The sequence below is a fragment of the Acidimicrobiia bacterium genome (assembly GCA_036271555.1).
Taxonomy (GTDB): Bacteria; Actinomycetota; Acidimicrobiia; order IMCC26256; family PALSA-610; genus DATBAK01.
The window spans coordinates 1-14,378 of the sequence record DATBAK010000041.1 but is presented as its reverse complement, the minus strand read 5'-3'; the positions used below and the strand labels follow the sequence as shown (position 1 = coordinate 14,378).

12 protein-coding genes are annotated in these 14,378 nt (G+C 69.9%); 5 read left to right on the top strand and 7 right to left on the bottom strand.

What is annotated here, in order from left to right; all coding sequences use genetic code 11:
• Positions 1–9: 9 nt before the first annotated feature.
• Positions 10–1,608 carry an AMP-binding protein gene (locus VH914_11095; protein ID HEX4491744.1) on the top strand — a complete coding sequence of 533 codons (1,599 nt, stop codon included), beginning with the start codon at positions 10–12 and terminating at the stop codon, positions 1,606–1,608.
• A gap of 99 nt (positions 1,609–1,707) precedes the next feature.
• On the opposite strand, the gene VH914_11090 is transcribed toward VH914_11095, so the two are convergent.
• Positions 1,708–2,457, bottom strand: a complete 750-nt coding sequence (locus tag VH914_11090) for a class I SAM-dependent methyltransferase (protein ID HEX4491743.1) — start codon at positions 2,455–2,457, stop codon at positions 1,708–1,710.
• A 100-nt stretch (positions 2,458–2,557) separates the two neighbouring features.
• Between VH914_11090 and VH914_11085 the strand changes: the two genes are divergently transcribed.
• Positions 2,558–2,773, top strand: coding sequence for a hypothetical protein (locus VH914_11085; GenBank protein HEX4491742.1), 216 nt, complete (start codon positions 2,558–2,560; stop codon positions 2,771–2,773).
• Between the two features lie 4 nt (positions 2,774–2,777).
• On the opposite strand, the gene VH914_11080 is transcribed toward VH914_11085, so the two are convergent.
• The 5 genes from VH914_11080 to VH914_11060 form a co-directional block, all read right to left on the bottom strand.
• The gene (locus VH914_11080) at positions 2,778–4,055 is read right to left on the bottom strand and encodes an amidohydrolase family protein (protein HEX4491741.1); all 1,278 of its coding nucleotides are present in this window, start codon (positions 4,053–4,055) and stop codon (positions 2,778–2,780) included.
• 56 nt (positions 4,056–4,111) lie between these two features.
• Positions 4,112–6,424: a Calx-beta domain-containing protein gene (locus VH914_11075; GenBank protein ID HEX4491740.1), complete on the bottom strand. Its 2,313-nt coding sequence runs from the start codon at positions 6,422–6,424 to the stop codon at positions 4,112–4,114.
• Between the two features lie 60 nt (positions 6,425–6,484).
• The gene (locus VH914_11070) at positions 6,485–6,916 is read right to left on the bottom strand and encodes a VOC family protein (protein HEX4491739.1); all 432 of its coding nucleotides are present in this window, start codon (positions 6,914–6,916) and stop codon (positions 6,485–6,487) included.
• 69 nt (positions 6,917–6,985) lie between these two features.
• A complete protein-coding gene (locus tag VH914_11065) occupies positions 6,986–8,683 on the bottom strand; it encodes an amidohydrolase family protein (GenBank protein ID HEX4491738.1) in 1,698 nt (565 codons plus the stop codon).
• Between the two features lie 302 nt (positions 8,684–8,985).
• On the bottom strand, positions 8,986–10,137 hold the full coding sequence (locus tag VH914_11060) for an amidohydrolase family protein (protein ID HEX4491737.1): 1,152 nt from the start codon (positions 10,135–10,137) through the stop codon (positions 8,986–8,988).
• Between the two features lie 276 nt (positions 10,138–10,413).
• On the opposite strand from VH914_11060, the gene VH914_11055 reads away from it, so the two are divergent.
• From VH914_11055 to VH914_11045, 3 genes are all read left to right on the top strand, one after another.
• Entirely contained in the window at positions 10,414–11,574 is a 1,161-nt protein-coding gene (locus VH914_11055; protein ID HEX4491736.1) for an acetyl-CoA acetyltransferase, read from the top strand.
• Between the two features lie 85 nt (positions 11,575–11,659).
• Positions 11,660–12,082 (top strand): Zn-ribbon domain-containing OB-fold protein, encoded by a 423-nt coding sequence (locus VH914_11050; GenBank protein HEX4491735.1) that lies wholly within the window; start codon positions 11,660–11,662, stop codon positions 12,080–12,082.
• The gene (locus VH914_11045; GenBank protein ID HEX4491734.1) at positions 12,079–12,726 is read left to right on the top strand and encodes a TetR family transcriptional regulator; all 648 of its coding nucleotides are present in this window, start codon (positions 12,079–12,081) and stop codon (positions 12,724–12,726) included. The genes VH914_11050 and VH914_11045 overlap by 4 nt, the downstream gene beginning before the upstream one ends.
• Before the next feature lie 42 nt (positions 12,727–12,768).
• Here VH914_11045 and VH914_11040 read toward each other — a convergent pair whose 3' ends face one another.
• Positions 12,769–14,310: a Ppx/GppA phosphatase family protein gene (locus tag VH914_11040; GenBank protein ID HEX4491733.1), complete on the bottom strand. Its 1,542-nt coding sequence runs from the start codon at positions 14,308–14,310 to the stop codon at positions 12,769–12,771.
• Positions 14,311–14,378: the final 68 nt, after the last annotated feature.

The window sequence follows — 14,378 nt, the reverse complement described above, 5'->3', positions numbered from 1 at the left end:
TCAGGTTCCATGAGCGAGACGGAACGCACGACGATCAACGCGCAGCTGGCGGCGCGAGTGGCCGCCGATCCCGACGGCCTCTACCTCGACTTCATGGGCGACGCCTACTCGGCCCGCCGCATCGACGAGGAGGCCGGCCGGCTCGCAGCGGCGCTCGCGGGGCTCGGCGTGCGGCGCGGCGACCGCGTCGCGAGCCTGCTGGAGAACGGACCCGAGCAGGTGCTCGCGTTCTTCGCGACGCTGCGGCTCGGCGCGATCGCGGTGCCGGTGAACAACGCGTACAAGGGCGAGTTCCTCCGCCACCAACTCTCCGACTGCGAAGCGCGCGTCCTCATCGTGCAGGGCGACTTCGCGAGCCGCGTCACGGAGATCGTGGGTGTGGTGCCGTCGCTCGAGGCGGTGGTCGTCGTCGGCGAGCCCGATGTCGCGATCGACCGTTTCGCGTTCCACGATTACGAGAAGCTGCTCGCGGGCGCGCGCTCGAGCGCCGACGCCGTCGACGTGAACCCGTCGGATCTCGCGTGCCTCATCTACACCGCGGGCACGACCGGTCCGTCGAAGGGCTGCATGCTCAGCCACAACTACATCGTGTGCATGGCGGGCCAGATCGCGCGCGCGTGGCAGCGCACGGCCGACGACGTCGTGTGGACGCCGCTGCCGCTGTTCCACCTCAACGCGATCTCGATCGCAGTCGTCGGCACGCTCTCGATCGGTGGATCGGCGAGCATCGGGCGCCGGTTCTCGGTGTCGGGCTTCTGGCCCGAGATCAAGCGCAGCAAGGCGACGATCGCGTCGATGCTCGGCTCGCTCGCGATCCTCATCGCGAATGCCGACGACCATGCCGACACCGCGGGGCACACGTTGCGCGTGTGCGCGGCCGCACCGATGCCTCCCGACATCGACCGCATCTGGCGCGAGCGCTTCGGCTGTGCGACGTTCAGCGGCGGCTTCGGTCTCACCGAGGCTTCGTTGCTCGCCGCGCTCCCGCCGGGAGTCGAGAACCGGCCCGGCGCGGCGGGGATCGTGAACTCGATCGAGCTCGACATCGCGCTGCTCGACGACGACGACGTGCCCGTGGCCGTCGGCGAATCCGGCGAGATCTGCTGCCGCCCACGCATCCCCGACGCGATGTTCGCGGGTTACTGGAACCGGCCGACCGACAGCCTCGCGGTGTTCCGCAATCTCTGGTTCCACAGCGGCGACCTCGGCCGCGTCGACGACGACGGCTTCCTCTACTTCGTCGACCGCAAGAAGGACGCGCTCCGACGACGGGGCGAGAACATCTCCAGCTTCGAGATGGAGAAGACGTTCTTCGGTCATCCCGCGATCAAGGACGTCGCGGTGCACGCGGCGCCGAGCGACATGGGCGAGGACGAGGTGAAGGTCACCGCGGTGTTGCAGCCCGACGCGGAGCTGAGCGCGGAGGACCTCTGCCGTTGGGCCGCCGAGCGGGTGCCGTACTTCGCGATCCCGCGCTACATCGAGTTCCGCGACGACCTGCCCCGCAACCCGGTCGGCCGCGTGCTGAAGTACGAGCTGCGGGCCGAGGGCGTCACCGCGAGCACGTGGGACCGCGAGGCCGCGGGCGTCACGTTCGAGCGCCGCTGAGCCTTCTGGTCGGGCTCGCAAGCTTCGCCCTCGCGGACGCCTCAGGCTCCACGTCGGGCGGCTCGTGAAGCGACCCGCCCGTTCCCGCGGAGAAGACGCTCAGCTCTGCTTCCGCACCTTCCAGATCTGCTCGGCCGGCCAGCGCCGCGCCCAGCGGTAGGGCACGTAGTCGGCGAAGGTCGTGGTCGCGCCCTTGGGCGCGCGCAGCTCGATCAGGTCTTCGGGCACGAGGCCGTGCGCGTGGAAGCGGCGCAGCCACTCGCCGGTCGGCACGCAGAAGTCGGAGGTGCCGTCGTCGCCACTCCACTCGCGACGTCCGAACGCGCGGTTGCGCAGACGGCGGGTCTGGCGATCGCGCACCTCGTCGTAGGTGAAATAGACGAGCGGGGTCGCGGCGGAGAACGCGAGCAGCCCGCCCGGCCGTAACAGCCGCGCGACTTCGGGAACCGATTGCGCGGGATCGCAGAAGCTCATCGCGCCGTGATCGCAGAACACGATGTCGAAGGATTGGTCCGCGATCGGTACCGCGGTTGCACTCGCGAGCAACAACGAAACCGCAACACCCGCGTGATCGACCGCGTCGCGCGCGTGCGTGAGCTGCGCGCGCGACTGATCGACGCCGGTCGTGCGCGCACCGTCGGCCGCGAGTGCGACCGACCACTGCGCGGCACCGCAGCCGAGCTCGAGCACGTCGCGACCCTCGATGTCGCCGAGCACGTGCAGCTCGTCCTCGGGGATGCGCCACACGCCCCACGCGCGCGCGGTGTGCTGCAGACGACCGCCGTGACGATCCTGATACGCGTCCGCGTCCTTGTCCCAGAACTGCCGGTTCCTTCGCTCCGCGTCCACTGACATCAATCTAGGAGTTCGGAGGGATACGCTCGCCGGAGCTTGGACGCGCTGAGGGTTCGCAGTCGACAACGGGGGGTCGGCAATGCACCGATGCGAGGTGGCGTTCTGTGTGATCGGAGTGGGCGTGTGGCTCGTCGCGCAGACACTCGTCGCGCTCGTCGTGTACGCGCTGCTCGCGATTCCGATCGCGGTGCTCTTCGTGTTCGACGCGCTCGCAACGCCGCGCGACACGCGTTCGACGTTGCAGCTCGTACCGCCCGCACCGCCGCGCCAACCGTTCGCGGTACCGCTGTCGGCGCGGCGCGCGGCCTGACGGTTCAGGCCGTAACGGTCAGCTCCGTCACGGTGACGGGGCCCTGGGGCGCAGCCTTCCGGCCCTTGCTCTGGACCGACACGTCGTGATCGCCGGCCTCGGCGCGCAACGCGCCGACGGTGCACTGCTCGCGCGGTCGCACTGAGAACGGGTCGTACTGGAAGAACTCCATCGCGTTCTTGTGCGTCATCTTGTCGATCTCGTCGTCGGTGACGTCCGACAGCGCGAAGTGCGCGGTGAGCACCTCGGGCGCGTTCGGCCAGATCGCGTCCGAGTGCGGGTAGTCGGTCTCGATGCAGATGCGATCGGCGCCGATCTCGCGCGCGTGGCGCGCGCCGAACTCGTCCTCGATGAAGCACAGGATGATGTGCTCCATGAAGACCTCGCTCGGCAGCTTCGTGCCGAAGTCGGAACCGGTCCACGCCTTGTGCGTCAGGTACGAGTGGTCGAGGCGCTCGAGGAAGTAGGGGATCCAGCCGATCCCGCCTTCCGACAATGCGACCGTGACGTCGGGGAACTTCTTGAACACCGGCGAGTGAATGATGTCGGCCGCGGCCTGCACGATGTTCATCGGCTGCAACGTGATCATCACGTCGATCGGCGCGTTCGGCGCGGTGACGGCGAGCTGCCCCGACGACCCGATGTGCATGCACACGACGGTGTGCTCGTCGGAGCACGCGCGCCACACCGGGTCCCAGTGGTCCTCGTGCAGGCTCGGGAGTCCGAGCGGGACCGGGTTCTCCGGGAACGTGATCGCGTGGCAACCCTTCTTCGCGACGCGCCGCACTTCCTTCGCGATCGCCTCGGGATCCCAGATCGGTGGCACCGCGAGCGGGATGAAGCGGCCGGGCGCGGCGCCGCACCAGTCCTCGATGTGCCAGTCGTTGTACGCGAGGTTCAACGCGAGCGCGGCGTCCTTGTCGTCCATCGCGCCGAACAGGCGACCCGCGAAACCGGGGAGCGACGGGAAGTTGAGTGAGCCGAGCAGGCCGTTCGCGTTCATGTCGCGCACGCGCTCGTCGACGTTGTAGCAACCGGGCCGCAGCTCGTCGAACGACGTCGGGTCGATGCCGTACTCCTCGCGCGGCCGGCCCGCGACTGCGTTCAATCCGACGTTCGGGATCTCGAAGTCGAGGAAGTGCCAGCGGTCGGTGCCGTCGGCTTCGTGCTCGACGTGCGGCGCGATGTCGCGGTACTTGGCGGGCAGGTGCCGCTCGAAGACGTCGGGCGGCTCGACCACATGGTCGTCGACGCTCACCAGGATCATGTCGTCGAGCTTCATGGCGTCACCTTTCCTGCGTTGTGCTCACCGCATCGTAGGAGCCGCAATCGGGGCCCTCACTCCACGTCGGCGAGGAGCACGTCGGTCCGTACCTGCCCGTCGACCTGCGGATAGCCGACGAACACGAGTGAGTCGCCGTCGCCGCTGAGCCGGGGCGCGAACGCGTTCAGGTCGCTGAAGACGGCCGCCGGGCCGGGTCCGACCACGTACACCGCGTTGGCCGACTGGAACGCGACCGTCTGGCCGTCGGCGCTGATGGTCGGCGCCTCGCCGCCCTGCGAGAGCTGCAACCCGGTTCCGTCGACCGAGACGAGCGCGGTGGTGCCCCCAACCATGTCGTGCACGAACACGTCGGTGTTGTGGTTCGTGTCACCGGTGACGAGGTTGTTCGACGCGGACTGGAACGCGACGTACCGACCGTCTTGGCTCAGCGCCGGGAAGTCGCTGAAGCCGTTCCCGAGCGTGCCGCCGGTACTCGTGCTCGCGATCGCGTCGGCTGCAGTCGCGACCGTGTACACGTGGATCTGTTGGTCGGCACCGCGGTACGCGACCGTCGAGCCGTCGGGGCTCAGCGTCGGGTGGTCGGCGGAGTCGTCGTCGGTGATCGTCGTGGTCGCGCCCGTGGCCGTGGTGCGGAGGAGGAGGCGCCCGACCGACTCGTCGCGGTACGTCATGAGCCCGCCGTCACCGTCGAACGACACCGGCTCGGTGAACTTCGGCAACGACGTGCGCGTATTGGCCACGCGGTCGTACACGATCGTGCTGCCGCTGTTGCTCCACGACAGGTAGTGCGCGTCGCTGCTCATCGCGAGCGCGGTGATGGCGGTGTTGCGCCCACTCACGCTGTCGAGCTCGACGATGGTTCCGGCGAGGCGATCGCGCAGGAACACACCGCCCGAGTCGTGACGCGGTCCGCCGTGCCCGGTGTTGTAGGTGAACGCGACGTAGCGACCGTCGGTGCTCACCACCGCGTCGTTCGCGCCGTGCCCGCCGCCGGGCGGGTTGCCGACGAGCTCGATCACGGTGCCGGGATCGTCGTTGACGATCGTGCCGGTCCCGAACGTGTGGTCGTGCACGACGCCGGTGCCACTGGCGAGAACGGCGCGGAAGGTCTCGTCGTGCTCGGGCGTCGTGTCGCCCTTGATGTCGACGGTGAGCGGCTGCGTCGTGGTTCCCGCGGGGAACTGGAGCGTGCGGGTCTGGTTGACGAAGTCGGCGCCCGCGAGCGCGGTGCCGGACACGAGCTTGATCACCGCGCTCGTGGCGCGACCGGACGGGGCGCTCAGCGTCACGGTGAACGTCATCGGCGTCGTGCCGCTGTTGCCCTCGACCACCGACGGACTGTCGATCGACACGGTCGGGGTCGGGTCGTCGTCGCGGATCGTTCCGGTTGCCGCGCCGTCGATGATCGTCGCGCCGACCGCGTTCGACAGTGTGATCGTGAACGTCTTGTTCGGCTCGTCGAGCGTGTCGTGCACGAGCGGGATGTCGATCTCGCCGCTCGTCGCGCCCGCGGGGATCTCGAGCACACCGATCGCGCCGTGGTAGTCGACGCCGGAGATCGCGGTGCCGTTGGTGGTCTGGTACTGCACGTAGACCGGGTCGGTCGACGCGGGGGTGAGCGTCACTGCGAACGGCATCGGTCCCGCGTCCTCCAGCTGCTTCGCGTCGGCGATATTCAGCTGGTACTGCGGGTCGTCGTTCACGATCGTGCCGATTCCGGTGCCGCCGCCGATCGTCGCGGCAACGGGATTCGACAGCACGACCGACATCGTCTCGTCGGGTTCGTACTGGTGATCGCCGATCACGGGCACGTCGACCGACTGGCCCGTGACGCCGGGTGCGAATGTGAACGTGCCGGATTCGCTCGTGTAATCGCCCGGCGCGGACGCGGTGCCGTTCGCGGTCGCGTAGTCGACGGTCGCGGTGACGGCGAGCGGAGATGCGAGCGTCACCGTGAAGTGCAGCTCGTTCGTGTCGCCGGGGTTGCCCTCGTTCGTCGATGCGTCCGACACCGACAGCGCAGGCTCGGCGAGCGCTTCGCAGTTCGAGATCGGCCCGATGCCCGCGCCCTGCACGCACGTGTCGACTCCGGCGCCGCCGTCGAGCGTGTCGTTGTCGTCGCCGCCCTCGAGGGTGTCGTCGCCGGGACCGCCGATCAGCGTGTCGTTGCCACCCTCGCCGGTGATGACGTCGTTGCCGCCGAGTCCGCAGATGACGTCGTCGCCCGGCGTGCCGTCGAGCACATCAGGGCCCGGCGTGCCGGTGATCGTGCACGCCGGCGTCGCGGTGCGCGCCCTCGGCGCGGCCGCGCCGCGCCCGGCCACCGAGAACACCGTCAACAGCGCGACGCCGACCGCCGCGCCCACCCGTGACCTTCGCATCCCCGGTACCCCCGCGTCGCCCGACCGCCCTCCGCGGGGCGCACGCTACGACGCGTAGCAGTTGAACATCCAGCGCACGCCGAAGCGGTCGAGGCACACGCCCCAGTAGGCGCCCCACGGCATGTCGGCGAGCCCGTTCGCGTCGCGGTCGCCCTCGGACAGGGCGGCGTAGAGGCGGTCGGTCTCGGCGCGGGTGTCGGGCTCGAGCTCGATCGTCACGTTGTTGCCGACGGTGAGCGAGTGGCCCATCGAGCGCAGGATGTCGCTGCCCATGATCACGTGACCGTCGACGATCGGCAGCTGCACGTTGGCGACGAGCTTCTGCTCGGCGTCGGAGATCGCGGGCATCCCGGGACCGGTCGGCATGTCACCGATGCGGGTGATGCCGATGATCTCGCTGCCGAAGGTCTTCGCGTAGAACTCGAACGCGGCTTCGGCCTGACCGTCGAAGTTCAGGTACGTGCCGACCTTGCTCATCGTGGTTCCTCTCGTCGTCCACCGTGTTGGGTTCGACGGCGCGGCGCGCCGGAACTCACCGGTCGTATCTCAGCCGCGCAGGATCGCTCCTGGGCACGCGCCGGTGTGCTCGCCCTCGTGCAGCAGCTCCTCGCCGTTCACGATCACCGACACGTAGCCGGTCGCGTCGCACACGTAGCGACCCGAACCCGCGGGGAAGTCGCGCACGTAGCGCGGCGAGTCCGGAGTCGCGAGGCGATCACGATCGATGAGCAGCACGTCGGCGGCCATGCCCGGCGCGAGCGTGCCGCGATCGGTGAGGCCCTGGGTCGCCGCGGGCGCCGAAGTCAGGCGCGCGACCGCGGCTTCGAACGTGAGGAAGTCGGGAGTCCACTCGGTGAGGAGACGGGTGGTGAAGTCGGCACCGCAGAACGACAGAAGGTGCGCGCCGCCGTCGCTGCTGCCCGCCATCACGAGAGGTTCCGCGACGATCTGCTCGGTCGCCGACTTGCGCGTCGCGTTGTGCGGTGCGGCGAGCACGAACTGGGTCGCGAGGTTCTCGGCGAGCGAGAGGTCGAGGAAGGCGTCGAGCGGATCCGCGTTCCACTGCTCGGCGATCTCGCTGACGCTCATGTCGAGATACCGCTCGTGCTCGGCGTCGACGACCGACTCGACGCGCAGCGCCTGCCACACGAACACGAAGCTGCGACCGCGCGGGTCGGCGATCTCGGCGCGCATGCGGTCGCGCAGCGCGGGATCCTTCAACCGGGACGAACGCTCCGGCTCGCGCAGCGTGAGGGTGTCGCGGAAGCTCGGCATCTCGTCGAAGAGGAACGTCGTGTCGAGCGAGAAGTGCGCACCCTGACGGTTCGACGCGAACATCGGGTGGACCGCGAGCCCTTCGGCGGCGGCTTCGCGCGCGAACTCCAGGCTGCGCGACCAGCCGTCGGGTGCGTGGGGCATCTGCGTCAGCGTGTTGAGGTGCACGGGCCGGCCCGACGTGCGCGCGAGATCCAGGATGAGGCGACGATCGTCGTCGTCGTAGCCGGTGAGGAACGTGCGGGGGATGAACTCGATCGCGCCGCGGTCGAACTCGGCGAGCACCGACGCGAGCGCGACGAGCTCCATCGGCGCGGCGTGGTTCGACGGCACACCCCGCCCGTCGTGCGCGACGTGGAGGTCGAGCTGTGACGACGTGAAGCCGTACGCGCCGTCGTTGAGTGCCTCTCGGAGCAGCGCCTGCATCTCGTGGATCTCGTGCGGGTTCGCGTGGCGTTCGGACGCGTCGTCGCCCATCACGTAGCGGCGCAGCGCGCAATGGCCGACGTTGGCCGCGACGTTCACCCCGACGCGGCCCTCGAGCCCGTCGAGGAAGTCGCCGAGCGTTCCGCCGCGGAAGTCGACGCCTTCGGCGAGCGCGTCGGCCGACATGCCCTCGACCCGGCTCAGCATCAGCATGAGCCACTCGACGTCGTCGGGCTTCGCGGGCGCGAGCGTGAAGCCGCAGTTGCCGGTGAAGAGCGTGGTGATGCCGTGCCACGACGCAGGCGATGCGGTCGGGTCCCAGTGCAGCTGCGCGTCGTAGTGCGTGTGGACGTCGATGAATCCGGGTGTCACCGTGAGGCCGTCGGCGTCGACGACGCGCGCCGCGTCACGGGTGTCGTCGACGCGACCGATCGCGGCGATGCGACCGTCGCGGATCGCGACGTCGGCGGTGCGCGCGGGCGCGCCCGTCCCGTCGACGACCGACCCACCGCGAATGACGAGGTCGAGCGGCGCCATGTTCATGCGGCTCCGATCTCCGGCGCTCGATCCAGACCGTGCGCCGCGTGGTCGTGCGTGACCGCGCCTGCGATCTCCGCCTGGCTGTTCATGCGGCTCCGATCTGCGGCGCTCGATCCGGACGGTGCGCCGCGTGGTCGTGGGTGACCGCGCCTGCGATCTGCGCCTGGCTGCTCACGCGGCTCCGATCTCCGGCGCTCGATCCAGACCGTGCGCCGCGTGGTCGTGGGTGACCGCGCCTGCGATCTGCGCCTGGCTGTTCATGCGGCTCCGATCTGCGGCGCTCGATCCAGACCGCGCCTGGCTGCTCACGCGGCCGACGGGGAGAGGCCGTACATCGCGAGCGCGTTGCGACCGAGGAGACCGGCGCGCGCGACGGGTTCCATGTGCTCGGTGTTCTCGCGCAGCTCGTCGACGACTCCCGGATACTTCGCGTCGCTGTGCGGGAAGTCGGACGCCCACACGAAACGGTCGCCGCCCACGAGCTCGGCGAGCAGCGGCGCAGTTCGTTCGCCGGGATCGAAGCTGATCCAGCACTGGCGCTGGAAGTACTCGCGCGGTGTGAGCGACAGCGTCGGCGTGGCCCACCCGTAGCTCTCGAGGAACTCGTCGAGCCGGTCCATCCAGTGCGCGATCCATCCGCCGCCGCACTCGAGCACGACGACCTGCAGGTTCGGGTGGCGTTCCAGCACCCCGCCGTACACGAGGTTCGACAGCGTCATCTCCTGATCGAAGAGCAGGATCAGCGCGTGGTGCGTGCCCGGTGCCATGAGGTGACCCATCTGGCGAGACGCGCCCGGCATGTCGGCGAGGCCCGCGGGGTGGAAGGCGAGCGGGAGGTTCGTCTCCTCGAGCGCCTCCCACACCGGCGTGTACACGGGATGGTGCAGCGGGCGGTCGTGGTACGCGTTCGGGCGCGCGAATCCGGCGCGCAGACCCATGCCCGCGATGCGGCGCGCCTCGTCGGCGGCGCGCTTCGGATCCTGGAGGGGGAGCGCGCCGGTGCCGACGAGCCGGTCGGGCGCGGTCGCGCACCACTCCGCGACCCAGTCGTTGTAGACCCGGCACGACGCGACCGCGAGGTCGGCGTCCTGGATCGCGCCGAGCTTCAACCCGAGCCCGGGGTACATCACCGCGACGTCGATGCCCTCGGAGTCGAGCACCTTCACGCGTTCGCGCGCGTCGAAGCCCGCGGGGTTGATCGACTCGTAGTGCCGGCCGCGACCGAAGTCGTCGAAGCTCTCGCCCGCGTTGCCGAGGCCGACGAGGCCGCGGTCGGTGGCCATGCCGTCCTCGACCCAGCATTCGTCGTAGCCGGTCGCCTCGTTCCAACGCAGCCGGATGCCGCGGTCGCGCATGCCTTCGGGCAGGTTGCGCTCCCAGAGGTCGGCGGGTTCGCAGAGGTGACCGTCGGCGTCGACGACGATCTCGCGATTCGAGTCGGGCGCAGAACCGCTCATGGATCCCCCCGGAAGTCGTGGCGCGGTACTCACGGGTCGACTCCGGCTCGAGGTTCCGAGCCGTGCATCTTCCTGAAGCTCCGGCTCCGCTCGCCTACGTCTCCTTCTGACGGTACTCCCGCGCGCCGTCTGGCCGCCTTCGGAGAGCCGCCGGTACTGTCGCCGCCCATCCGTTGCCGCGGCCGAAGGCGCGAACGAAGTGAGCGTCGAGGCTCGCCAGCGAGCGTGCGAGTCCGCGACCCGGAGGGGAGCGGGCGAAGGAGCGAGCGAGACAGCATGAGAAACGTCTGCATCGTGGGCGTCGGACTGTCCGACGGGCCGGTCACCCCCAACCTTTCGCCGACGATGTTGATCGCGCAGTCGTTCAAGCGCGCGCTCGACGACGCGGGACTCGCGAAGGGCGAGATCGAAGGCATCGCGTCGGCCGGTTACGGCGGCATGCACGACGTCGCGGTCGCGGAGTATCTCGGAATCCAACCGCGCTGGCTCGAGTCGACGTCGGTCGGCGGATCGTCGTTCGAGTTCCACGCGCAGCACGCGTTCCGCGCGATCCAGGCCGGCGAGGTCGACACCGTCGCCATCTGCTACGGCAACAACCAGCTGTCGGCCAGCGGCCGCACCCTTGGGACCGGCGGCGGTGCGCGCGGTGGTGGCGGCACGATGCCGGGCCCGATGCGCTACGAGTTCCCGACCGGGCTCACGCTCGTCGGCGCGTACGCGATGGCCGCGCAGCGGCACATGCACCAGTACGGCACGAAGCCCGAGCAGCTCGCGTCGATCGCGGTTCAGATGCGCGAGCACGCCGGTCGCAACCCGACGGCGATGTACCGCGACCCGATCACCGTCGACGACGTGATGAGCTCGCGGCTCGTCGCCGACCCGCTGCACAAGCTCGACTGTTGCGTCATCTCCGACGGCGGCTGCTGCATCATCCTGACGACGGAAGATCGCGCGCGGTCGCTGCAACACCGTCCCGTGTACGTGCGCGGCGCGGCCGGGGGATCGACGCACCACTCGATCCAGGCGATGGCCGACATGACGACGACCGCGGCCGCGGTGTGCGGACCGAAGGCGTTCGCCGACGCGGGCATCACGCCCGCCGACGTCGACGTGTTCCAGATGTACGACTCGTTCACGTACACCGTGCTCGTCGTGCTCGAAGACCTCGGGTTCGCCCCGAAGGGTGAAGGCGGTGCGTTCGTGGCCGACGGCAATCTCCGACTCGGCGGCGCGCTCCCGACCAACACCGACGGCGGCGGTCTGTCGTCGACGCACCCGGGGATGCGCGGCCTGTACCTGCTCTGCGAGGGGACGCGGCAGCTGCGGGGCGAGGGCGGCGACAGTCAGGTCGAAGGTGCGGAGATCGCGGTGTGCAGCGGCAGCGGCGGTTGGCTCTCGACGCAGGGAACCGTCGTGCTCGGGACGGAGCCCCTATGAGTGGCACGAGCGGCGAGTGGGGCGAGCGAGCGACCTCGGTTGCTCCCACGCGCGCCACGGAGCCGCGAGCGAAGCGAGCGCGACCATGAGTTGGGAAGGCGAGACGCCGAAGTATCTGGTGCCGCATCCGAACGAAGAGGATGCGGAGTTCTGGCAGGGCGCGCGGCGGGGCGAGCTGCGCATCCAGCGCTGCACGACGTGCGGACTGCATCAGCACTACGCGCGGATGCTGTGCATCCACTGCGGCGCCGACACGTTGGAGTGGGTCACGGCGAGCGGCCAAGGGACCGTGTACTCGTTCACGGTGATCCGCCAGAACGGGGTGCCGCCGTTCAAGGAGCGGGTGCCGTTCGTCGTCGCCGCGGTCGACCTCGACGAAGCGGGCGCGCGCGTGCTCGCCGCGATGCCCGACGTCGCGCCCGAACAGGCGCAGGTCGGCATGCGCGTGCACGCGACATTCCGGCTAGCGTCGGACGAGCTCGGCTTCGTCGACTTCGCGGCGTCGTGACCGCCGGCGAGCGCGCCGAGCGCCCGCTCGCCATCGACGGCCGGGCGCTCGGTTCTCGCGGCGCGCGCACGCGGCAGCGGCTGCTCGACGCGACGGCGGTGCTGCTCGAGAACCACGGGATCCGCGACCTGCGGGTCGTCGACATCGCACGTGCCGTCGAGACGTCGCCCGCGACCTTCTACCAATACTTCCGTGACGTCGAGGAAGCCGTGCTCGCGCTCGCCGGCGAGGTGGGCGAGTCGACCGCACCGCTGCTCGACCTGCTCGAAGGACCGTGGGATCCCGACGGCGCGCTCGCGTCGGCGCGCCGGCTCGTCGAAGGCTGGCTCGATCTGTGGGACGCCAATCGCGCGGTGCTGCGCACGCGCAACCTCGCCGCGCAGGAGGGCGACCGCCGCTTTCGCGACGTCCGCAACGGCATGCTCGCGCCGTTCACCGTGGGACTCGCCGATCACGTGCGTGCCGCGCAGGGCGCGGGTCGTGTCGCGCCGGAGATCAGCGCGGCCGCGGCCGGTGCGGGGATGGTCGCGTTGCTCGAGCGCATGGCCGCGTTCCACATCGACCTCGAACCCCTCGGCATCGCGCGCGATCAGCTCGTCGAGACGACCGCGCGCATCATCACCCAGACCGTCACCGGGGGTTAGTGGTACTGCGTTACCGGCGTATAGCCGGGTAACGCAGTACCACTAGGAACGGCGGGGCTCCACGACGACTTCGAGCTCGCGGTCGAAGACCTTCTCGAACAGGTCGCGCCGGCGGCGGGTCGCCCAGAGCTCGAGCTCGGCGTCGTCGACCGCGCGCACGCGCAGGAGTACGAGGTTGTCGGTGACCTGCGCGGTGATCTGTTGCACCGCACCGCGGCGGCCACGGTCGAGCCCGTCGGCGACACGCAGGATCGCGGCGAGCTTGCGCACGCGCTCGCGATCACGACTCGACAGCGCGCCGAACAGCGGCTCCGACGGCTTCGGATCACCGCGGCGGTGATGGCGCACGAGCGCGGCGAGGAACGTCACCTCGTCGGGTGAGAAGCCGCGCAGGCGCGCGTGCTCGACGAGGTACGCCGCGTGACGATGGTGCCCGTGCTGCGACACGTGCTGCCCGATGTCGTGCAGGAGCACCGCGTACTCGAGCAGCTCGCGGTCGTCGGCGCCGAGCCCGTGGAGCTCGCGCAGCTCGTCGAACAGCTCGAGTGCGACGCGCGCGACCTGGCGTGTGTGCTCCGGCGCGGACTGGCAGCGGCGCGCGAGCGACGCGACCGCCGCGCGTCGGAGCGCGCGCGGGTCGTCGGACCAGTCGTCGGGATCGTGATGACCGACTGCGTCGAGAATGATCCCTTCGCGCAGCGCCCACTCGCTGATCGTGATGCGGTCGAAGTCGAACACTTCCATCGCGACCGCGAGGAACGTGGAGCCGGCGACGACGAGCTCGAACCGCTTCTCCTCGAGTCCGGGCAGGTCGCGGCGGTCGGCGAGCTTGCTCTTCACGATGCGCTGGTGCACGGGCAGGAAGTCGGCGCGCGTCATCGAGAGCTGGTTGCGCGAGCGCGGTTCCTCACCGGTTTGGATCTCGGCGACCATCGCCGCGAGATCGCTCAACGTGCCGCTGCTGCCGATCGCCATGCGCGGCGCGTAGTGGGAGATCTCCGCGGCGACGGGCTCGAGCGTCGTGCGCAGGTACTGCTCGAGCGCCTGCCGTTCGCTCTTCGACGGCGGATCGGAGTGCACGAAGCCTTCGGTGAGCCGACCGACACCGAGGTTCAGACTCGTCGCCCAGTGCAGCCGGTTCGCGTCGCCGACCATGAGCTCGACGCTCCCGCCACCGAGGTCGATACAGAGCGCGGGGGCGGGATCGATCACGACGCTCGCGCGGATGGCCGCGAAGATGAGGCGCGCTTCCTCCTGACCGTTGATCACCTCGACGTCGATCCCGGTCTCTTCTTCGATCCGGTCGACGACGTCGCTCCCGTTCGTCGCGCTGCGGATCGCGCTCGTCGCCTTGGCCAGCACCTCGGTCGCGCCCGACGCCTGCGCGATCTGCTTGAGGCGCAGCGCGGACTCGACGACGCGGTCCGCGGTGCGCTCGGTGATGCGGCCCTCGCGCGCGACCTCGTCGCCGAGGCGGAGCATGTCCTTCTCGCGCGTGATCGAGGCGAAGGTGCCGTCGGGATGGACGTCGGCGACGAGGAGATGGAAGGAGTTGGAACCGAGATCCAGTGCACCGACCCGCATGTGCGCTCGACGATAACGGCGTCGGCCGCACCGGCCGCGCACCGAAGGCGCACGAACGCGCCGTGTTA

Coding starts and splice junctions, on each gene's coding strand:
- VH914_11080 (HEX4491741.1), bottom strand. CDS start 4,055: ATGAAGCTCGACGACATGATCCTGGTGAGCGTCGACGACCATGTGGTC.
- VH914_11070 (HEX4491739.1), bottom strand. CDS start 6,916: ATGAGCAAGGTCGGCACGTACCTGAACTTCGACGGTCAGGCCGAAGCC.
- VH914_11040 (HEX4491733.1), bottom strand. CDS start 14,310: ATGCGGGTCGGTGCACTGGATCTCGGTTCCAACTCCTTCCATCTCCTC.
- VH914_11095 (HEX4491744.1), top strand. CDS start 10: ATGAGCGAGACGGAACGCACGACGATCAACGCGCAGCTGGCGGCGCGA.
- VH914_11050 (HEX4491735.1), top strand. CDS start 11,660: ATGAGTTGGGAAGGCGAGACGCCGAAGTATCTGGTGCCGCATCCGAAC.
- VH914_11060 (HEX4491737.1), bottom strand. CDS start 10,137: ATGAGCGGTTCTGCGCCCGACTCGAATCGCGAGATCGTCGTCGACGCC.
- VH914_11065 (HEX4491738.1), bottom strand. CDS start 8,683: ATGAACATGGCGCCGCTCGACCTCGTCATTCGCGGTGGGTCGGTCGTC.
- VH914_11055 (HEX4491736.1), top strand. CDS start 10,414: ATGAGAAACGTCTGCATCGTGGGCGTCGGACTGTCCGACGGGCCGGTC.